17 protein-coding genes, 1 pseudogene and 1 riboswitch are annotated in these 20,880 nt (G+C 30.1%); of the genes and pseudogenes, 1 reads left to right on the top strand and 17 read right to left on the bottom strand.

All coding sequences use genetic code 11. The features are described 5' to 3' along the window. Window positions 1–17: 17 nt before the first annotated feature. Window positions 18–632, bottom strand: a complete 615-nt coding sequence (gene lexA, locus CA_RS09500; RefSeq protein WP_010965137.1) for a transcriptional repressor LexA — start codon at window positions 630–632, stop codon at window positions 18–20. A 220-nt stretch (window positions 633–852) separates the two neighbouring features. Here lexA and CA_RS09495 point away from each other — a divergent pair, with 220 nt between their 5' ends. Further along, the gene (locus CA_RS09495; RefSeq protein WP_010965136.1) at window positions 853–1,239 is read left to right on the top strand and encodes a Zn-finger domain-containing protein; all 387 of its coding nucleotides are present in this window, start codon (window positions 853–855) and stop codon (window positions 1,237–1,239) included. 69 nt (window positions 1,240–1,308) lie between these two features. Here the strand turns inward: CA_RS09495 and CA_RS09490 are convergent. The 16 genes and pseudogenes from CA_RS09490 to rimO all read right to left on the bottom strand — a co-directional run bounded on the left by CA_RS09490 (window position 1,309) and on the right by rimO (window position 20,862). After that, window positions 1,309–2,297, bottom strand: a pseudogene (locus tag CA_RS09490) (tyrosine recombinase XerC). 337 nt (window positions 2,298–2,634) lie between these two features. Beyond that, window positions 2,635–3,999, bottom strand: coding sequence for a TldD/PmbA family protein (locus CA_RS09485; RefSeq protein WP_010965135.1), 1,365 nt, complete (start codon window positions 3,997–3,999; stop codon window positions 2,635–2,637). A 1-nt stretch (window position 4,000) separates the two neighbouring features. Further along, the gene (locus CA_RS09480) at window positions 4,001–5,380 is read right to left on the bottom strand and encodes a TldD/PmbA family protein (RefSeq protein WP_010965134.1); all 1,380 of its coding nucleotides are present in this window, start codon (window positions 5,378–5,380) and stop codon (window positions 4,001–4,003) included. 1,086 nt (window positions 5,381–6,466) lie between these two features. Continuing rightward, window positions 6,467–7,372 carry a homoserine O-acetyltransferase MetA gene (gene metA, locus CA_RS09470; RefSeq protein ID WP_010965131.1) on the bottom strand — a complete coding sequence of 302 codons (906 nt, stop codon included), beginning with the start codon at window positions 7,370–7,372 and terminating at the stop codon, window positions 6,467–6,469. A 99-nt stretch (window positions 7,373–7,471) separates the two neighbouring features. Further along, window positions 7,472–7,572, bottom strand: a riboswitch (SAM riboswitch). A 79-nt stretch (window positions 7,573–7,651) separates the two neighbouring features. Then, window positions 7,652–9,904, bottom strand: a complete 2,253-nt coding sequence (clpA, locus tag CA_RS09465) for an ATP-dependent Clp protease ATP-binding subunit ClpA (RefSeq protein ID WP_010965130.1) — start codon at window positions 9,902–9,904, stop codon at window positions 7,652–7,654. 3 nt (window positions 9,905–9,907) lie between these two features. Continuing rightward, entirely contained in the window at window positions 9,908–10,213 is a 306-nt protein-coding gene (locus tag CA_RS09460; RefSeq protein ID WP_010965129.1) for an ATP-dependent Clp protease adaptor ClpS, read from the bottom strand. Between the two features lie 145 nt (window positions 10,214–10,358). Next, on the bottom strand, window positions 10,359–11,204 hold the full coding sequence (locus CA_RS09455; protein ID WP_010965128.1) for a L,D-transpeptidase family protein: 846 nt from the start codon (window positions 11,202–11,204) through the stop codon (window positions 10,359–10,361). Between the two features lie 82 nt (window positions 11,205–11,286). Then, window positions 11,287–12,717 (bottom strand): adenylosuccinate lyase, encoded by a 1,431-nt coding sequence (purB, locus tag CA_RS09450; RefSeq protein ID WP_010965127.1) that lies wholly within the window; start codon window positions 12,715–12,717, stop codon window positions 11,287–11,289. A 173-nt stretch (window positions 12,718–12,890) separates the two neighbouring features. Continuing rightward, window positions 12,891–13,151 (bottom strand): HPr family phosphocarrier protein, encoded by a 261-nt coding sequence (locus tag CA_RS09445; RefSeq protein WP_010965126.1) that lies wholly within the window; start codon window positions 13,149–13,151, stop codon window positions 12,891–12,893. Window positions 13,152–13,278: 127 nt separating this feature from the next. Continuing rightward, complete coding sequence (locus tag CA_RS09440; RefSeq protein ID WP_010965125.1) at window positions 13,279–14,475, bottom strand: pyridoxal phosphate-dependent aminotransferase; 1,197 nt, start codon at window positions 14,473–14,475, stop codon at window positions 13,279–13,281. A gap of 42 nt (window positions 14,476–14,517) precedes the next feature. Then, window positions 14,518–15,381 carry a decaprenyl-phosphate phosphoribosyltransferase gene (locus CA_RS09435; protein ID WP_171779443.1) on the bottom strand — a complete coding sequence of 288 codons (864 nt, stop codon included), beginning with the start codon at window positions 15,379–15,381 and terminating at the stop codon, window positions 14,518–14,520. Between the two features lie 113 nt (window positions 15,382–15,494). Further along, window positions 15,495–15,755, bottom strand: coding sequence for a stage V sporulation protein S (locus CA_RS09430; protein WP_010965123.1), 261 nt, complete (start codon window positions 15,753–15,755; stop codon window positions 15,495–15,497). Window positions 15,756–15,952: 197 nt separating this feature from the next. After that, the gene (gene rny, locus CA_RS09425; protein WP_010965122.1) at window positions 15,953–17,497 is read right to left on the bottom strand and encodes a ribonuclease Y; all 1,545 of its coding nucleotides are present in this window, start codon (window positions 17,495–17,497) and stop codon (window positions 15,953–15,955) included. A 225-nt stretch (window positions 17,498–17,722) separates the two neighbouring features. After that, entirely contained in the window at window positions 17,723–18,772 is a 1,050-nt protein-coding gene (gene recA, locus CA_RS09420; protein ID WP_010965121.1) for a recombinase RecA, read from the bottom strand. Window positions 18,773–18,929: 157 nt separating this feature from the next. Continuing rightward, a complete protein-coding gene (pgsA, locus tag CA_RS09415; protein WP_010965120.1) occupies window positions 18,930–19,541 on the bottom strand; it encodes a CDP-diacylglycerol--glycerol-3-phosphate 3-phosphatidyltransferase in 612 nt (203 codons plus the stop codon). Continuing rightward, entirely contained in the window at window positions 19,525–20,862 is a 1,338-nt protein-coding gene (gene rimO / locus CA_RS09410; RefSeq protein ID WP_010965119.1) for a 30S ribosomal protein S12 methylthiotransferase RimO, read from the bottom strand. The genes pgsA and rimO overlap by 17 nt, the downstream gene beginning before the upstream one ends. Window positions 20,863–20,880 lie beyond the last annotated feature (18 nt).

The following is a 20,880-nucleotide window of genomic DNA, read 5'->3' as shown; positions in this document are numbered from 1 at the left end:
AATAAAGCAGCTTATTTTTAATATCTTCTATAAATTCCGGCCAATTTTCCTATTACTTCACAATTATCAACTATAATTGGATCCATTGTGTGATTTTCGGGCTGAAGTCTTATTTTATCCTTCTCTTTAAAGAACCTTTTTATTGTAGCATCATTTTCTATTAATGCTACAACAATATCTCCATTTTGAGCATAGTTTGTTTTTTCTATAATAGCTAAATCTCCATCATATATGCCGGCCTCAATCATACTGTTTCCGCTGATTTTTAATATAAAAAGATCATTAGTATTTCTTACAAAGTTTAACGGAATTGTAAGATAGTCATCTATATTTTCAACAGCAAGAATAGGCTGACCTGCTTGAACTTTTCCAACTATGGGAATATCAATCATTTCTCTTTTAGATATAGGATCTTTTATCAATTCTATAGCTCTAGGTTTAGTTGGATCACGTCTTATAAGACCCTTTTTTTCAAGTCTTGAAAGATGGCCATGTACTGTAGAAGTAGAGCTTAAGCCAACTTTTGCACATATTTCTCTGACAGAAGGTGGATACCCTTTATCTAGGACTTCTTGCCTTATAAATTCATATATTTCACTTTGCACGTCTCTTGTAATCTTATCCGTAGCCACTTTACACACCCCGCAAGAATTTTTATAGTAATTATTACATTAAATTATAGCATAATACAAGATAGTATGCAAACTTATGTTCTGTTTGAAAGAATTTAATGGTATTATGAAAAATAGATAACTCTAAAATGATATTTTCTATTATCACTTGAAATGAAGTAAATTATTTGGTACAATGTACTTTATTGTATTAAATAACTCTAAAGAAGGGTAGTTTTTTATGGATAAGATTTGTGTATTAGATGAAAATAAGAAATGTACTAATTGTGGTGAATGTGATAAATGTGATTTGAATCCAGATAAAATATGCGACAATTGTGGAAGGTGCCTTAATCCAGATAACGCAAAAACTAGATCTATACTTATCGACAATATAATAGATGACGAAAATCCCGTTAATGCAGAAGCTATTCTAGAAGAAGAAATTTTGAATGATTACGATGATAATTATGTAGAAGATGGTGAGCACAAGGAAATTGAAATTGAATTTATAGAAGATGTAGATGGATTAAATGAGATATTAAATAACGAGGATAAGAGAAAAAAATTTATAAATGAAACATCGCCAGGATTATTTGCACTTAAAAAGGATAGACTTAATAAGTAGAAGAGAAGGTGATTTTTGTAATCATCTTCTCTTCTATATATATTAGTTTACATAATATATATTACGTAATTACTTTACGTTATTAAGGGGATTTGATTTTACAGCTTTTCTTAAATTTTCATCATCTATATGAGTATATATTTGTGTGGTAGATACACTTTCGTGTCCTAGTATTTGCTGTAAACTTCTTATATCTACATTTCCGTACTTATACATCAAAGTAGCAGCTGTATGCCTTAATTTATGAGGCGTGAGTTTTTCATAATCTAAATTAGCTTTTAAAGCATATTTTTTAACCATTAGTTCAATAGTCCTTTGATTTATTCTAGTGAGTTTTCTACTTATGAAAAGGGCATCTTTATCTTCAATTTTTATTGATGAAGCTTTTTGATTTCTTACAGGTATATAATCTTCTATAGCTTTTAGGCACATTTCGTTTAAATATATCGTTCTTTCTTTATTTCCTTTTCCTAAAATAGTTAAAGTATCACCCTTTATTTTTGATATATCAATACTTACTAGTTCAGATAATCTAAGACCGCAATTTAAAAATAATGTTATTATGCAATAGTCTCTTTCTTTAAAAGGACCATCTATTGAATTTAAAAGCGCTTGACTTTCTTCAAGGGTTAAATAAATAGGATTTCTTTTAGGAAGGCTAGGGGATTCTAGCTCTAAAGTTGGATTTTCCTTTATTATTTTAGCTTTTCCTGAAATGTATTTAAAAAAGGATCTTAGTGCTGCGATTTTTCTAGCTCTTGCATAGCTTCCGTTATTTCTAAACTCTTCTGTAAAACTTAAAAAAGCAAACAGATCTTCCAGTGTAATAGAATCTAAGAAACTACTATCAATATCATTTATTACAATATCTTCGAAATCCGCATCTTTTGATAAGCCTCTGTATAATTTTAAAAATCTAAAAAACAGAATTAAATCTATTTTGTAGTTATAGATAGTTCTCTCAGATTTAGCCCTAATAGTTCTTAAATAGTTTAAAAAAGTTGTTTGAGTGATACTGGTAAACTTGGATCGTTTATTTGTTTTAGTGAATATTTCATAAAAAACCTCCGTTACTTCGTCAAATTCCTATTTTACGGAATAAATATTCTACAAAAAGAGGGGGAAAATCCTTCTTTTTTTAATAAGTTTTATATATGCTTTTATATTAAAAAATATCAAAAAACTTTTTGAAAAATCATATTTAGGTACATAAACATAAATCTATTTAAAAAACCTAAATATATATTTAAGTAAAAATCCTTCTTCTTTTGATTTTATTGATAATCAAGTGATAGCTATTATCAACTATATGCCTTTAGGGGTTCTACTTTACTGGAAATTAAAAAAAATACAAATGGTAAAAATAGATAAATATTATTCTTACCATTTGTATTTTTATTCCCCTGATACAGAAATTTCTTTTATAACTACACTAGGACTTCCAAAGTATCCTGTTGAATTTGGCAAGTAAAATTCAAGATCGTCTGCTACTTCTTCTATATTTTTAAGTAAGGTGTAAAAGTTTCCTGAAATAGTTATCTGCTCAACAGCTCCTGTTAAAACTCCATTCTCTATACGCATCCCTTTGGCAGAAAGAGAAAAATCACCAGTTTCGACATTAGCTCCAGAATGTGTTCCTTGAAGATCATTTATTAGAAGTCCGTTTTCTACATAAGCTAGTATTTCGTCAAAGTTTTTATAACCTTTTTCTATATAAAGATTTGTTGGTGAAACTGATATAGATGATGAATATTTTGCTTTTGATGCATTCCCTGTACTAAAGGTCCCACTTTCCTCTGCTGATTTTATATTATGAAAGAAACTTTTTAAGACCCCTTTTTCTATAATTTTTTTCTCTTTTGTTGCTACCCCTTCTGCATCAAAAGGTTTTGAATTCATTGCATTTAAAAGTGGGTTATCAATAAGCGTTAATGCCTTGCTGGCAACGACTTTTTCTAATTTATTTTTTAATAAAGAGAGATTTTTGTTTACATTTTCACCATTAAAAACTTCCCAAAAGGTTCTAAGCATAAGTGCAAAGGTGGAGTTTTTTATTACAACCTTATATTTTCCTGAGACTACAGTTTTACCATCAAATCTATCAATAGTATTCTTTATGGCTTTTTCTACAAGTTCATCTTCATTTAAATCAGATCTGTTCTTATAAAAGGCATAAGCGTAATCCGTATTAGTCTCCTCTCCTTTATTTAGAACTATTTCTAAAATGGATGCTTCATGATTGGATTTGTAATTTAAATTCAATCCCTCTGAGTTAACTATTCCGTATTTCTTTTCTGTATAATTAACCTCTGCCATAACTGCTTTCAACTTAAAGTTAGAACTATAGTTATAATTTTGGGCCTTTTCACTAAGTTTAAGACAAAGGCATAGTCTATCTTTTGAGGGTATCGATGCTAAATTTTCATTAAAAGTATCCACTTTATGATAATGCTGATTTTTTCCGTCAAAAATTATTTCTTTTTCTGTACTATCATTGCTTAAAGCATTATCGATTACAGCCTTTATAAGAAGATTTATAGATTCATCATCTAAAATTTCTGTAGATGCCATACCTAATTTTCCCTTATATATACCTCTAAAGCTAATACCAAAAGATTTACTTACAGAGTAATTGTCAATGTCTAAATTATAGCTAGATATGTTTAAGTTGTTGCTGTACTCATAATATAATTCATAAGAAGATATATCGTTTTTCTTTGCTTCTTCTATTAATTTCTCTTTAAATTTTTCTATATCCATTTTAACGCCCTCCAACGGTTATTTCTGATACTCTTATAAGAGGCTGACCAACGTTTGTAGGAATATTACCACTTGCTGCTCCACATGTACCTGAACCTAAAGATAAATTTTTTCCAACCATATCTATATTGTTTAATATTTCCGTACTTTTTCCTATTAAACTTGCACCTCTTACTGGCTCTTTTATTTTACCGTTTTTCACAAGATACCCTTCTAATACTGAGAAATTAAATTCACCTGTTATAGGATTAACGGAGCCACCACCCATTCTTTTAGCATAAAGTCCATTATCTATAGAAGCTATAATATCTGAAGATTCATCCTCTCCCGCTGCTATATATGTGTTTGTCATTCTAGAGGTAGGTGCAAATTTATAGGACTCTCTTCTTGAACTGCCATTAGCTTTAACTCCCATTCTCTTCCCGTTTAAGTAATCTATCATATACGATTTTAATATTCCGTTTTCTATTAGTACCTTTTTTTCTGATGGATTGCCTTCATCATCAATATTTATTGAACCCCATGCATTTTTTATCGTACCATCATCTATAGCAGTAACTTTACTAGAAGCTATTTTCTCTCCTAATTTATTTGAAAACACAGAGAGGTTTTTTGATACAGATGAGGCTTCTAGTGCGTGCCCACAGGCTTCATGAAATATGACACCACCAAAACCATTTTCTATGGCAACAGTCATTTTTCCTGAAGGACATGGTTTGGCATTTAACATAGTTATTGCCATTTGACTGGCGTCTAATCCGCACTTTTCAGGACTTATTGTATCAAACATTTCAATCCCCATGCTCCTTCCTGGTGCAATGTATCCAGTTTGATTTTCAACTCCATTACTTGCTATAGATGTTATAGTCATTCTTGAATGTACTCTTCTATCTGTAGTGTATAGTCCCAAGCTATTAGCAATTATTATTTTTTGATCAGAATCTTTATAAGTAGCTTCTACTTGAACTATAGATTTATCATAGTTTTTTGCAGAAACAGATGCTCTTTCAATTATAGCTTTTTTATCTAAGGTACTGACTGATGATGGAACATATATTATAGGATGAATATTTAAATTCAATCTTTCTTTTAGTGTTATAGATTTATTTAGTTTTAAATCCCCTAGTGCCAATGAGGCTTCATTAACTGTTTTTAAGAGAGTTTCCTTATCTGTAGAATTTGTATAAGCATATACGCTTTTTAATCCTTTAATTATTCTTATGCCAATTCCAAATACTCTATTTGTAGTGGATTTTTTTAGTTTTAACGCACTCATAAATAAATCATTTGAAATGGTATCCTCTACAAATATTTCTGCAAAGTCTGCACCCTTTTCTAAAGACGCTTCTAGTACATCTTGAAGTAAGATTTTATTTATCATAGTTATCAACTCCTTATGTAAAGTAAAATAGTATTTGAAAAAGCTTCCTTCACAACTATTTTCCCCTGTTCTAAAGATTGCTTATATGGCTTTAAATACAATCCATCCTTGACTCAAAATCAATCTATTAATTCCAATTTTTATACTCAATTTTAAATTTATTACTTTCATGTAGTTGTCATATGTTAAAAGTCACAAATATAACCAACTATTTTATTATAGCATTTCCACTATAATAAAATCCATTTTCCTTAGCATCACCTATAAGTTTTTTTAATTAACTATTCAGCTTATTATATAGATACATTTCATAAACTTTTTCTCTAGTTTTAATATTCAAATATAATATAATTTCCTTAGCAAATTCTAAAGAAGCTGTACCATTTGCAATTATTATACCTGAATCATCGTAAACTGCTTGCTTTTCAATGAAATTGTTGGTAACGGAATGTTATGTTGAATGGCATACTCAACAATAGGATAAATAACATTATTTTTCTGTTTCATCCAAGCATAGCCTCCAATCAGTAACAACATATCAAAATTTTTGGGATAATAACTTACAGTATAATAACGAAAAAGATGACACCTATATGTCATCTTTGTAGAGGTTATATATTCCTTTTATTCGAGTTTTTATTAATTTTTTTAGTTCAAGTGGTTCTATAACTTTAAACGATGATTTTTGATCTTGTGATGAAAACAAACCAATAGCAAAATCTTTTCTAAAATCTATTTTTTTAACAGCTTTACAATTGAAATTTGCATCCATAATTTTATAGGTAGCAATTATATTGATTTTAAATAAACGGAACTCTTGCTTATAAGCGTATAAATATAATATAACTGCTTAAAAACAAGTTTATGAGGCCGAATAAGTCCTGAATATGTAATAATTGTAATCACTGACTCATTCAACATATCCAGATCTCGAAGAATTGTACACTTAGAAACTTCAAATCTTTCTTATAATTCTTGTACTGTGGCTCTATCAGTATTAGCAAGTATATTTAAAATCCCTAGTAGTCTACCGATTTTCATAATAACACACTTTCTATGTTTTAATAATACTTTACTCTCATAATTCTATAGTTCAAATGGTGTCTCCTGATATACATAATAATTAAGCCAGTTAGAGAATAAAAGATTAGCATGACCTCTCCAAGTAACCATAGGTCCCTTCTCTGGATCATTATCTTTAAAGTAATTTTTAGGGATTTTTATATTCATACCTTGATTTTTATCCCTAATATATTCTAGATTTAATGTATCACCATCATATTCTGCATGTCCCATAACAAAGATATTTTTGCCGTTTTCTGATGCAACTATATATGCTCCTGCTTCATCAGATTCAGCTAAAATCTTTAGGCTAGGATTCTTTTTAATATCTTCTCTTTTTACATAAGTATGTCTCGAGTGCGGAGCATAAAATTCATCGTCAAAACCTCGTGTCAATTTTATATTTCTTTCAGTAAGGTTATGTTTAAATACTCCAAATAGTTTTTCGTGAAGCTCGTATTTAGGTATCCCATAATGATGGTATAAACCGGCCTGTGCCCCCCAACATATATGTATAGTTGAGGTTACATTAGTAACTGACCAATCAAAAATTCTGCATAGTTCCTCCCAATAATCAACATTCTCAAAGGAAAGTGTCTCCACTGGAGCTCCTGTTACTATCATGCCATCAAATTTATTGTTTTTAATCTCTTCAAAGGTTTCGTAAAATTTAATTAAATGTTCCTTTGAAGTATTTTGTGATTTATGAGTTTGTGTATGAATAAAGGTCGGATTAACCTGAAGAGGCGAATTTCCAATTAGCCTTAATATTTGAGTTTCTGTTACTATCTTTGTTGGCATAAGGTTAACTATAACAATATTAAGAGGTCTTATATCTTGATGATAGGCTCTATCCTCATCCATAAAAAATATATTTTCTTCATTTAAAGTTTTTGCTGCTGGAAGATTATCAGGTATTTTTATAGGCATTTTTTTCACCGTCCTAGTTTAAATTTTAATATATAAAAAAAATCCATTTTCCAATAAGAAAAACGGATTATTAACATACTCATTAATTAATAAGCTGTTTTCTTATCTTTCAAAACAAATAAGTTTTGCAGGAATTAACACCGTACATTTGCCGGTTGTCAGGCTTCATAGGGCCAGTCCCTCCACCTTCTTGATAAGAAATAATATGAAATTTTATCACTAAATAGTAATTATACTATAGTACAATTCTTTTTAATTGTCAACGCTTAGAAAATCTGCTTACTTATCTATACTTTCAAATTTTATGTTATTATCTTTTACGTCTATTAATGTTTCTCCTCCTTTAGTGAGATTTCCGAAAAGAACCTCATCTATAAAATAAGGTTTAATTTTTTCTTGTATCACTCTTAGGATTTCTCTTGCACCGTAATTTGAGTTTAATCCCTTAGACGCAATCCATTTATAGCATTCATCAGTAACTTTAATTTTTATATGCTTTTTATTTAGCTTCTGCTGGAATTCATCCAGGGATCTTTTAGCAACACGTATAGCCATATCCTCATCCATTTTATTGAATATTATTATATCATCAAGTCTATTTCTAAATTCAGGAGAGAATATTTTAGAAACCTCTTTATCGATATTATCCTCACCAACTACTCTATTACCAAAACCAACTTTATTTTTACCTACCTCTGAAGCTCCTGCATTAGAGGTCATTATGAGTATAATATTTCTAAAATCAGCTTTCTTTCCACTGTTATCTGTTAGAGTAGCATAATCCATAACTTGAAGAAGTACATTTAAAATATCAGAGTGAGCTTTTTCAATTTCATCAAGAAGTAGTATGCAATATGGGTTTTTTCTAACTGCATCTGTTAAAAGTCCTCCCTCTTCATATCCTACATAACCCGGAGGAGATCCTATTAATCTCGCTACAGTGTGTTTTTCCTGATATTCACTCATATCAAATCTTATTAGCTTTATATTCAAAGCTTCTGCTAATTGTTTTGATATTTCTGTTTTACCAACACCAGTAGGACCTACAAAAAGAAAACTTGCTACTGGCTTATTCTCATCGTTAAAACCAGCACTTGATCTTTTTATTGATTGGACTATAGACTCTAAAGCTTTGTCTTGACCAAATATTTTGCTTTTCAGATTCTTTTTTAGATTTTTAAGCTTTTCTATTTGTGTTTTGGATAAGTCTTTTACTGGTATGCCTGATATAGATGAAATTACATTTTCTACATCTTTCACATTTATATAAACCTTCTCAGTATCTTTCCTATTCATTTCAGCAAATGCACCACACTCATCAATTACATCTATTGCCTTGTCGGGTAAAAATCTATCATTTATGCATTTTGCTGAAAGAGCGGCTGCAGCTTTAAGTGAAGCATTGGTGTAGTGTACATTATGAAACTGTTCATATCTGGTTTTTATCCCCATAAGTATGTCATAGGTTTCATTAATTGTTGGTTCCCCTACATCTATTTTTTGAAATCTTCTAGACAATGCTCTATCTTTATCAAATATTTTCTTATATTCATCATAGGTAGTTGATCCTATAAATTTTATTTTTCCATCTGTAAAGTATGGCTTTAATATATTAGCTGCATCAACTGTTCCGCCAGATACAGCACCAGCACCTATGATGGTGTGAATTTCATCAATATATACTATTGGTTTTTCACATTTTGAAATTTCATTTAATACATTTTTTATTCTTTCTTCAAAGTCGCCCCTATATTTTGTTCCAGCAACCATTGTTCCCATGTTTAATGTATAAATCTTACTTCCCTTTAAAACAGTCGGTACCTTATCTTCAGCTATTAAAGTTGCAAGTCCTTCAGTTATAGCTGTTTTTCCAACTCCAGGTTCTCCTACATGAATAGGATTATTTTTTCTCCTTCTACACAGAACTTGAAGTGTCTTTTTTAGTATATCTTCTCTTCCTATTAGTGGATCTATAAGGCCATTTTTTGCCTTTTCAGTAATATCCTCTGTATATTTATCAATAGCACAAACTTCATCTTCGTGATAATCATCAAATAAGTATTCATTTTCTGGCAAAGGCTCTATATCATCCTCATCACTATCGTTTACAGCTGATATTCCATGTGTAATATAATTCAAAAGCTTAAGCCTAGTAATACCCTGTTGCTTTAAATAATAGCTTCCAAAGGATGCATTATCGTCATAAATGGCTACATATATATCACCTATAGTTACGTAGTCCTTTCCGCTAGTTAAAACATGATTAGCTGCTTGATTTATTATATTTTCAACACCAACAGTTTGAGTTGGATCTCCTGATTCTAGTTTCTCAACATTTTTCATAAAATATTTTTCTAGCTGCTTCTTTAAACCCTCAACAGAACCGCCTGTGTTTTTTATTATATTTATTCCATCATTATAAAATAGCGAAGCATATAAAATATGTTCAGGTGTAAAATATTTATGCATATCAAATTTTGCTTCACTATATGCTGCTGTAATAATTTCATTTACAATCTCATCTAATTTCAAGTTCTATACCTCCCCCATAGTCAATTTCAATGGATATCCATTCTTGTAAGCTAATTTCTTAACCTCATTTATTTTTGTTGCCGCAATATCATATGGATAAACTCCTGCTATTCCTATTCCATTTTTGTGTACATCAAAAGTTATCTTAACTGCATTGGCAGGGACTTTATTGAATACATTGATGAGGATTTCAATTACAAACTCCATTGTAGTATAATCGTCATTATGTAGTATTACTTTATACATTTTGGGTTTTTCAATTTTATGTTTTTGTTTTATATTTTCATCAAAAGAAGTTTTTAAAGACATAATACACAACTCCAATTATCGATCAAATTATTATTTTAACCTACTTTTACTATATATATTATACCATCTTATTACCCCAATTAATATTGAAAAATAAATTAAAAACAAATAAGATACATACTTAAAGATATGCATCTTATTTGTTTTAGTATATCCATATTCCTGTTCCCATTGGTAATGTATCATATATATATTTTGCATTTTGCACAGCTAGTCGAATACAGCCATGAGAAAGTGAAGCACCTAAAGTTCCATCTACTACATTTCCATTTTTATCAAAGAGTATACTATGAAATAAATAATTTCCTTGAATTTGAGTGTAGTACTTACAAATTACATCGTTACTTGTTTTAAAGGCTAAACCTTTACCTTGAACATAGAAACGACCTGTTATAGTAGGCGTATCAGATGCTCCTGAAGTACACTGAAAGGTATTTATTAACTTCCAGTTGTGAGGATCACCGTTAAACACATATACCCTCTGCTCTTTTAGCGATGTAATTATAAAGAACTTGGTATAAGTAGGTGTATCATTAGAATTAGCTAAATTTTCTGCTGCAGCTTTTAGTGATTGTACATCTGGGTTAGGATCTGGCTGAATAACGGAATTTACTCTAGTTGCGTCAGTTGGCGTTTGATTTAGTAAATTCATTGTTTGATCAGAAACGCTTCCATCCATAGCTATATTATGTTTATATTGAAAGTCTCTTACAGCCCAATCAGTTGAAGGACCAAATTTTCCATCGGCCGTAATAGCATAGCCATAATTATTAAGTTTGTCTTGAATGCTTTTTACATCGCTTCCGCTAGAACCTAACTTAAAAACTTTGGGTTTAGGTGGTTCCTTTGCTTTTTTAACTTTTTTCTTAGTTGAAGAAGTTAAGTTTTTGGATTTTACTTGATTCTTGGATTTATCTTGCAAACTTGAGCAACCAGAAAAAATAAAAATAACTATAATAGCAATAAAAATAATTTTTTTTTGTTTAAACATATAGTCACCCTTTGCATATAATAATTTGGGAAAATATTTCTCCTAATTTATTATATACTTTTACCAATGATGTGTAAATATTTTAAACATCAATACTAACTTCTATACCTACAATATCTTTATTCTTAACTAAAATAGGCTTTACACAATTGATTATATATTCTTCTACTTGATATGGGGCTCTACCTACAAATTTATTTGGATCTATTATTTCATCAATTTCTTTTTCTGTCAATTTAAAATAAGAATCTTTCTTTATTCTTTCTATTAAATCATTTGGTAATCCATCAGCTTTAATTCTTTTAGCTGTTTCCATTGAATGTTTTCTTATTCTTTCATGAAGTTCTTGCCTGTCGCAACCTTTTTTTACAGCTTCCATCATAATATTTTCTGTTGCCATAAAAGGAAGTTCACTCTTAACATGAGCTGTTATTACATTTTCATATACTACCATATTGGACGATACATTTATATAAAGATTCAAAACACCATCTAGCGCAAGGAAAGCTTCTGCTACAGAAATTCTTTTGTTTGCAGAATCATCTAGTGTTCTTTCAAACCATTGAGTTGCCGCAGTAATAGCAGGATTAAGTGAATTTACAATTATATATCTTGATAGAGCACTTATTCTTTCAGATCTCATAGGATTTCTCTTATAAGCCATTGCTGAAGATCCAATTTGATTTTTTTCAAAAGGCTCCTCCATCTCTTTCATATTTTGAAGTATTCTCAAGTCATTACTGAACTTATAAGCACTTTGAGCAATCTCTGAAAGTGTATTTAGTACTATAGAATCTATTTTTCTAGGATAAGTTTGACCCGTTACATCATATGCCGATTTAAAGTTCATTTTTTCAACTACTTTTTTCTCAAGGGTTTTAATTTTTTCCTGGTCTCCATTAAAAAGGTCCATAAAACTTGCTTGAGTTCCTGTTGTACCTTTAACACCTCTTAATTTTAAATTTTCTATTACAAAATCAAGATTTTCTAAATCTATCATTAAATCTTGTATCCATAAGGTTGCTCTTTTACCCACAGTAGTAAGCTGAGCAGGTTGAAGGTGAGTGAATCCAAGTGTAGGAAGAGATTTATAGTTTAAAGCAAATTTGCTTAAATGGTGTATTGTATTAAGAAGTTTTTTTCTTATAAGTATAAGGGCTTCCTTCATTATGATAATATCAGCATTATCTCCAACATAGCAGGATGTAGCACCTAAATGTATTATACCCTTTGCTGATGGACATTGAACGCCATAAGCATATACATGACTCATTACATCATGTCTTACTATTTTTTCTCGTTCTTGTGCAACGTCGTAGTTTATATCATCAATATGAGCTTTTAATTCGTTAATCTGCTCATTAGTTATATTAAGTCCTAATTCCATTTCACTTTCTGCTAGAGCAACCCAAAGTTTTCTCCATGTTCTAAATTTCATATCATCAGAAAAAAGATAACTCATTTCTTTAGATGCATATCTTGTATTAAGTGGTGTTTCATAAGTATTTCTCATACTATACCTCCGTACATAAATATTAGGTTTATTAAATTCGTTTATATTATAACATATATTTTAGGTAAATATAATATTTTTGTTCGTGTTTATCGATTCTATATGATAATTTTGAGCTAGAATAAATAAAAAAAACAATGAAAATTAAATTTCATTGTTTTTTAGTTGATTTTTTACTCATCTAAAGATTCGATTAATTTAACTATTTCCTCAGCTGCTAAAGCTTCATCATCACCGGAAACGATTAACTTAATATTACTATCTTTTGAAACTCCTAATGATAAAACACCTATAAGACTTTTTGCATTAGCTTTTTTACCATTGAATTCCATAGTTACATCTGATTTGAAACCTGATGCTTTTTTTACAAGTAAAGTTGCTGGTCTAGCATGTAAACCAGTTGAACTTTTAACAACAACGCTTTTAGTTACCATACAAATCACCTCTAAAATTAATATTACTATAAAAAGCTCATAACAAGCTTTTTACAGTATAACATAAATTAATAGCATGTTCAAGAAAAATACCATTTATTTAAAAATCAAAGCATATAAGCTTCTTTTAGCGTAATTTTCCTATGAAGTTCTCTATTTCATCAAGTCCTTTAACTATATTGTCCATTGATGTTGCATAGGATAATCTTACATAGTTGTCATTCCCAAAACCTGTACCAGGAACCACAGCAACTTTATTTTCGCTAAGAAGTTCTTTTGAAAAATCTACAGAATTATTTATTTTTACTCCATTTATTTCTTTCCCAAAAAGATTGCTTATATTCATCATCACGTAAAAAGCGCCCTTTGGCAACAAGCAGTGTATTCCAGTTATGTTGTTAACTCTTTTAGACATATAAGTTCTTCTTTTTTCAAATTCAGTTACCATTGAATGTAATTCTTCTTGGCGTCCATTTAACGCCTCTACGCTTGCATATTGAGTTATAGAATTTGCATTTGATGTAGTATGAGCTTGTATATGGGACATTAGTTTTATAAATTCAGATGATCCTGAAGCAGCATAGCCTAATCTCCATCCTGTCATAGCGTAGGACTTAGACATACCATTTATAACAACTGTTCTATTAAAAGCATCCTGGCTTAAACTAGCTATACTTACATGTCTCTCACCATCATAGATTAATTTTTCATATATTTCATCAGAGATAATGAATAAATCCTTTTCTTTTGCAAACTCAGCTATAGCTTTAAGCTCAGTTTCTGTATATACTGTTCCTGTTGGATTTGAAGGGCTATTTATAAGTATAGCTTTAGTTTTACTTGTATACGCATTTTCTAAGTCATCAACTGATAGTTTAAAGTGATTTTCTTCTGTAGTATTTATAATTACAGAAATACCATCATTTAATTTTATTAGTTCAGGATAGGTTACCCAATATGGTGCACTTAATATAACCTCGTCACCTGGATTTAATAATGCTGAAAATGTATCTGATAAGCATTGTTTAGCTCCAGTTGAAACTATAATATTAGATAAAGAATAGTTTAAATTATTATCTCTTTTAAATTTATCGCATATAGCCATTTTTAGTTCCTTGATTCCTGAAACAGGTGTATATTTAGTATACCCATTTTCTATAGCATATATAGCTGCATCTCTTATATTTTTTGGGGTATTAAAATCTGGCTGTCCAGCACCAAATCCTATTACATTTATTCCATTTGCTTTCATTTCATCAGCCTTTGCGGTTATCTCTAATGTTATGGAAGCTGCTATTTGTCCGGCTTTCTTAGAAAAATTCATTTATTATTTCCTCCAAACTCATTTATATTTTTAATTATAAACTTATATTTTAAAATAAAGCACTACTATTGCTGTTATGCACCAACAAATAACGTTTATTAAAAAAGGTTTATCTTTAATAAAAACATCTTCTGGCTTTGCACCTGCATTTTCTTTTTCCATTAAATATTGGTATCTAAATATACCATATAATACAAAAGGAATTGTAATCATCATACTCTTACCCTGCACGGAACTAAAGCTGTATAAACAGTATGCAATTAATATTGATGGTGTAACTATAGTAAGCATTTTGTCGATTAAATCTATGGAATATTCCTTAAGTATTTTTCTTGTTGTAGTACTTTTTTCTTTTAGTGCTATTATTTCACCTTTTCTTTTGTTTAATGCTAAGAATAGAGAAAGTAGTATAGTGCATAAGATGAGCCATGGAGATAATTCTACTTTTGATATTATACTTCCACTTTCAACCCTTAAAACAAATCCAGCAGTTATTATCATAACATCTATTATTACTACATTTTTTAATTTAAAAGAGTAGAAAATGTTCATTACAACGTAGATTAAAATTACTGCAAGTATTTTTATGTCAATTCTATATGTAATAATTGAAAGTGATAAAAGAATTACTATATCTAAAATTATTCCATGCGTTTTTGTAACTTTTCCACTAGCTATTGGTCTATTCTTTTTGTCTGGGTGTTGTCTGTCCTTATCTGCATCTATTATATCATTAAAAATGTATACACTAGAAGAAGTGAAACAAAATACAAGAAAAATAATTAGATTATTTAAAAGTAAGTTTGTATTTGTAAACCTTCTAGAAAATATAATTGCTGCAAAAACAAAAACATTTTTTGTCCATTGTTTTGGTCTCATAAGTGCAATCATAGCTTTTACGTCAATTTTTTTCATATTATTCCTCCAAAAAATTATCTTCAAAGAATAATTTAACACATTTTTATCATAAATAAAAGAGACTTTATAAAATTCAAAGTCTCTTTAAAAAATCTAAATTATTATCTAGGTTGAACTATAAGTTTAATCGCTGTTCTTTCCTCCCCATCTATGTCAATGTCAGTGAAAGCTGGAATACATACAAGATCAATTCCACTTGGTGCAACAAATCCCCTTGCTATTGCTATTGCCTTAATTGCTTGATTAATTGCTCCTGCTCCTATAGCTTGTATTTCGGCAGCACCTCTTTCTCTTAAAACCCCTGCTAAAGCTCCTGCTACAGAATTTGGATTTGATTTTGCTGAAACTTTTAATACTTCCATAATAACCCTCCTAAGTTAGTAAATAAATAGTATAATTTTTTATATTTATATATTTTTTATTTGTATAGGTATATAATTCTACATATAATAAAAAATTCCTCCTAAAAAAATGGAAAAGATAAAAAAACTTTTTAAAAACAAAAATCCCTTCAATTTTTATATTGAAAGGATTTTCCATTTGAATCTAATTTTTGGTTTTATTTTGCATATTCAACTGCGCGAGTTTCCCTAATAACATTTACTTTGATTTGACCAGGGTATTCCAATTGTTCTTCAATCTTCTTAACAATACCTCTTGCCATCTCTATTGAACCCGCATCGTCAACTGTTTCTGGTTTAACCATAATCCTGATTTCTCTTCCAGCCTGAATGGCATATGACTTCTCTACACCTTCATAAGAATTAGCTATTTCTTCTAATTTCTCTAATCTCTTAATGTATGCTTCTAATGTTTCACGTCTTGCTCCAGGTCTAGCTGCTGATATGGCATCTGCTGCCTGAACTAAAATAGCTTCTAATGATTGTGGCTCTACATCACCATGATGAGCTCCTATTGCATTTACAATAAGAGGAAGTTCATGATATTTTTTAGAAACTTCTGCACCTATTAAAGCGTGAGGTCCTTCAACTTCATGATCTACTGCTTTACCAATATCGTGAAGGAGACCAGCTCTTTTAGCAAAAGTTGGATCAATTCCAAGCTCTGCAGCCATAAAGCCAGCAAGATAAGATACCTCTATGGAATGTTTTAAAACATTTTGCCCATAACTGGTTCTATACTTCAATCTTCCAAGAAGTCTAGTTAACTCACTATGTAAACCGTGAACACCTGTCTCGAAAGTAGCCTGTTCGCCTTCTTCTTTAATATTATTTTCAACCTCTTTTTTTGCCTTCTCAACCATTTCTTCAATTCTAGCAGGATGAATTCTTCCATCAAGTATCAGCTTCTCAAGAGCAACTTTAGCAACTTCTCTTCTTACTGGATCAAATCCTGATAAAATAACAGCTTCTGGAGTATCATCTATAATCAAATCCACACCGGTAAGGGTTTCAATTGCACGTATATTTCTACCCTCTCTACCTATTATTCTACCTTTCATTTCATCATTAGGAAGAGATACAACGTAAACTGTTGATTCTGCAACGTGATCAGCTGCACATCTTTGAATAGCATACGTAATAATTTCTCTTGCTTTTTTGTCTGCTTCTTCTTTAGCTTTTTGTTCTACTTCTTTAATCATTATAGATTTTTCATGTTTAATTTCTCTATTAACTTCTTCTAAAAGTAAATTTTTTGCCTCTTCAGAAGTCAAACCGGAAAGCTGTTCTAGCTTTTCTCGTTCTTCTTTATAGAGCTGTTCTATAGTGTTCTGCCTTTCTTGTATTGAGTTTTCACGTTCATTAAGACCGTTTTCTCTCTTTTCAAGCAAATCATTTTTTTTGTCTAAGGTCTCTTCTCTTTGAAGATTCCTTCTTTCAAGTCTTTGAATTTCATTTCTTCTTTCTCTGGTTTCTTTATCCAGATCTGATCTTAGCCTATGTGCTTCTTCTTTAGCTTCCAAAGTAGCCTCTTTTTTTAGTGTCTCGGCTTCTCTTTTTGCGTCTTCTTTTATTTTCTTTGCATCTTCTTCGGCCTTAGAAATTTTAGCCCAAGCATATTTTCTTCTGATATACATTTCAACTATAGTTATTATAATAACTAAACAAACTATAGTAATTATTAATTTATTAGTATTATTCATTGCCTAAAACACCCCTTTGCTTATATTGCTGAATTATAAAGTAAAATTAATGAAGCTATGAAAAGGTGTCATATTATTCAATTGGCAACCATTTGAATATGCTAAACCAGTATTTGTATATGAGATAATTGTATATTAATTTATTGGTTATGTCAAGATATAGTATTATTAAAGAGTTTACAAGAAATTATTAAGGAAGGTTGTAGCAATACTACAACCTTCCTTTTATTTTGTATTATTTTCAGTTCCTTTTTCAATCTTTGGCTTTTCATTTTTAACTTTTTGTATAGGTAAATCGTACTTTTCTCTTATTTTATTTTCAACTTCAGATCTAATATCTATATTTTCTTTAAAGAATAATTTAGCATTTTCTCTTCCCTGACCAAGTCTTATATCACCATATGAGAACCATGCACCACTTTTTTGGATGATATTTTCTTTAACTCCTACATCAACTATATTTCCTTCACGAGATATACCTTCATTATACATAATATCAAATTCTGCTTGTTTAAATGGAGGAGCCACTTTATTTTTAACTACCTTTACTCTTACTCTATTTCCAATCATTTCTTCGCCCTGTTTTATAGTGTCTATTTTTCTTATATCCATTCTTACAGAAGCATAAAACTTAAGAGCTCTTCCTCCAGGAGTAGTTTCAGGATTTCCAAACATTATTCCAACTTTTTCTCTAAGTTGGTTTATAAATATAGCTATACATTTAGACTTGTTTATAGAACCTGTTAATTTTCTAAGAGCTTGTGACATAAGTCTTGCCTGAAGACCTACATGAGAATCTCCCATTTCACCTTCAATTTCAGCTTTTGGTACAAGTGCTGCTACAGAATCTACAACAATTACATCAATTGCACCTGACCTAACAAGTGCTTCAGCAATTTCAAGTGCCTGCTCACCAGTATCTGGTTGAGATACAACTAAGTTATCTATATCTACTCCTAAAGCTCTTGCATATTGAGGATCTAAAGCATGCTCGGCATCAATAAATGCAGCAGCTCCACCCTTCTTTTGGGCTTCAGCTAATATATGAAGTGCAACTGTAGTTTTACCTGATGATTCAGGTCCATATATCTCAACTACTCTTCCACGTGGAACTCCACCTATTCCAAGTGCTATATCTAAAGATAAACATCCTGTTGAAATTGCATCAATATTTAAGATGTCTTGCTCACCAAGTTTCATTATAGCGCCTTTTCCAAATTGTTTCTCTATCTGACTCATAGCCGCATCAATGGCTTTTAATTTTTCATTATCCATATATATCCCTTAAGGGTTCACCAACCTTTCTCTCGAACATTTGTTCTATACATATAATTATATAGTAATTTATTAATTTGTCAATATAATATAATAAAAGTCCCTTAAATAAGGAACCTTTTTAATATATTATATCCATTTTATGCAAAATAAATCATTATTTATCATTTATAAATACATGCCTATTCTTGTAAAAGTAATCTATTCCTGAAATAAGAGTTACAATAAAGGCTATAGCCAGTGTTATATCCGTACCATATCTTAAAAATTTCTCTACCTGAGCAGAATGGTTGCTAAGTAAAGCAAATTGATCTACAAATTTTCTAAAATCGTAATTTTTCCTTAAATTTATGAATAAAAGTGCAAATATTATTGTCACTATTTGAATAAAGGTTTTGATTTTTCCCCACCAACTTGCAGCAATTACAATTCCTTCACCTGCTGCAACACTCCTAAGTCCTGTTACTGCAAATTCTCTAGCTATTATTACAATAGCAATCCATGCTGGTATTACATGAAATTCTACTAAAGCTATCAGTGCAGAAGATACCAAAAGCTTATCTGCAAGTGGATCCATTATCTTACCAAATTTAGTTACCTGATTTCTACTTCTTGCTATATAGCCGTCCAGTTTATCCGTTATTGCAGCAATTATGAAAATAGCTGTAGCTATACTTCTTCCATATGGAATCTGACGTACTACAATGAATATTAGAAAAACAGGAACTAAAAAAATCCTCATTAAAGTTAATTTATTTGCTAAATTCATTATACACAACCCCTATTAAATCATATTCTAGGTTCTCTGTGATTTTTATATTAATGAAGCTTCCAACTTTAATCTCCGATTGAGACTTAAAAAAAACTTTACCATCTATCTCAGGAGCCATCTCGAAATTTCTACCATACCAATAATCACCATTAAACCCCTCAACTATAACTTTGTAAACTTTGCCAATCTTTTTAGCATTTAAATTTTTAGATACCTGCTGTTGAATAAGCATTATATCTTCTTCTCTTTTTTCTTTTACCGTATCAGCTATTTGCATTGGCATTAATGCCGCTTTTGTTCCTTCTTCTCTTGAGTATCTAAAAACTCCAAGATTATTAATGTTAGCATCTTTTACAAAATCACATAATTCATTAAAATCACCTTCTGTTTCTCCAGGGAAACCAACTATAAGAGATGTTCTTATGGCTATATTAGGCACTTTTTTTCTTATTTTTTCAACTTTATCTAATATCTCCGATTTTCTTGTTTTTCTAAACATATTTTTCAAAATATTATCACTTATATGTTGAATAGGCATATCTATATAATTGCACACTTTTTCATTAGAGGCTATTTCTTCTATAAGTTCCTCTGTTATTTCTTCAGGATAGCAATACATGATTCTTATCCATTCAATACCTTGAATTAATGACATTTCTTTTAATAGCTCATGTAGCCTCTTTCTTCCATATAAGTCTACACCATATCTAGTAGTATCTTGAGCTATAAGAATCACTTCTTTTGTTCCGTTCTCCGATAATTCTCTTACCTCATCAATAATATTTTCAAATTGTCTACTTCTATATTTTCCTCGAATTTTTGGTATTATACAATAAGAGCAAGAATTATTACATCCTTCTGAGATTCTAACATAAGATGAATATTCACCTGTAGTTATAATTCTTTTTCCTTCATTTATAGATTGATCACTATAATTACAGTAGATATCTTTTTTTCCTAAATTAAAAAAATCCTCTATAGCATCATCCAAACTCTTATAATCATTTACTCCTAGTATAGCATCAATTTCAGGTACAAGTTCTTTTAATTCTTTACCATATCTTTGGGTTAAGCAGCCAGTTGCAATTAGCATTTTGCAATTATACTTTTCTTTATATTTATTCATTTCAAGTATTGTATTTATTGACTCCTGCTTGGCAGATTCTATAAACCCACAAGTATTCACAAGAATTACATCAGCTTCTCTAGGATCATTTACGATTTCATAATCTCTATTCATAGAACCAAGTATGATTTCACTATCTACTCTATTTTTATCACAACCTAAACTAACTAAACCAAATTTTAATTTATCCAAAGTTTTTCCTCCTAGTGA

This window comes from Clostridium acetobutylicum ATCC 824 (assembly GCF_000008765.1).
Taxonomy (GTDB): domain Bacteria; phylum Bacillota; class Clostridia; order Clostridiales; family Clostridiaceae; genus Clostridium_S; species Clostridium_S acetobutylicum.
This window is presented reverse-complemented; position numbering and strand designations above follow the sequence as displayed.

Excerpts from the sequence above, each read along its gene's own strand:
- CA_RS09495 (WP_010965136.1), top strand. The coding sequence starts at position 853 with ATGGATAAGATTTGTGTATTAGATGAAAATAAGAAATGTACTAATTGT.
- CA_RS09485 (WP_010965135.1), bottom strand. The coding sequence starts at position 3,999 with ATGGATATAGAAAAATTTAAAGAGAAATTAATAGAAGAAGCAAAGAAA.
- CA_RS09480 (WP_010965134.1), bottom strand. The coding sequence starts at position 5,380 with ATGATAAATAAAATCTTACTTCAAGATGTACTAGAAGCGTCTTTAGAA.
- metA (WP_010965131.1), bottom strand. The coding sequence starts at position 7,372 with ATGCCTATAAAAATACCTGATAATCTTCCAGCAGCAAAAACTTTAAAT.
- CA_RS09460 (WP_010965129.1), bottom strand. The coding sequence starts at position 10,213 with ATGTCTTTAAAAACTTCTTTTGATGAAAATATAAAACAAAAACATAAA.
- CA_RS09455 (WP_010965128.1), bottom strand. The coding sequence starts at position 11,204 with ATGTTTAAACAAAAAAAAATTATTTTTATTGCTATTATAGTTATTTTT.
- purB (WP_010965127.1), bottom strand. The coding sequence starts at position 12,717 with ATGAGAAATACTTATGAAACACCACTTAATACAAGATATGCATCTAAA.
- CA_RS09445 (WP_010965126.1), bottom strand. The coding sequence starts at position 13,151 with ATGGTAACTAAAAGCGTTGTTGTTAAAAGTTCAACTGGTTTACATGCT.
- CA_RS09440 (WP_010965125.1), bottom strand. The coding sequence starts at position 14,475 with ATGAATTTTTCTAAGAAAGCCGGACAAATAGCAGCTTCCATAACATTA.
- CA_RS09430 (WP_010965123.1), bottom strand. The coding sequence starts at position 15,755 with ATGGAAGTATTAAAAGTTTCAGCAAAATCAAATCCAAATTCTGTAGCA.
- rny (WP_010965122.1), bottom strand. The coding sequence starts at position 17,497 with ATGAATAATACTAATAAATTAATAATTACTATAGTTTGTTTAGTTATT.
- recA (WP_010965121.1), bottom strand. The coding sequence starts at position 18,772 with ATGGATAATGAAAAATTAAAAGCCATTGATGCGGCTATGAGTCAGATA.
- pgsA (WP_010965120.1), bottom strand. The coding sequence starts at position 19,541 with ATGAATTTAGCAAATAAATTAACTTTAATGAGGATTTTTTTAGTTCCT.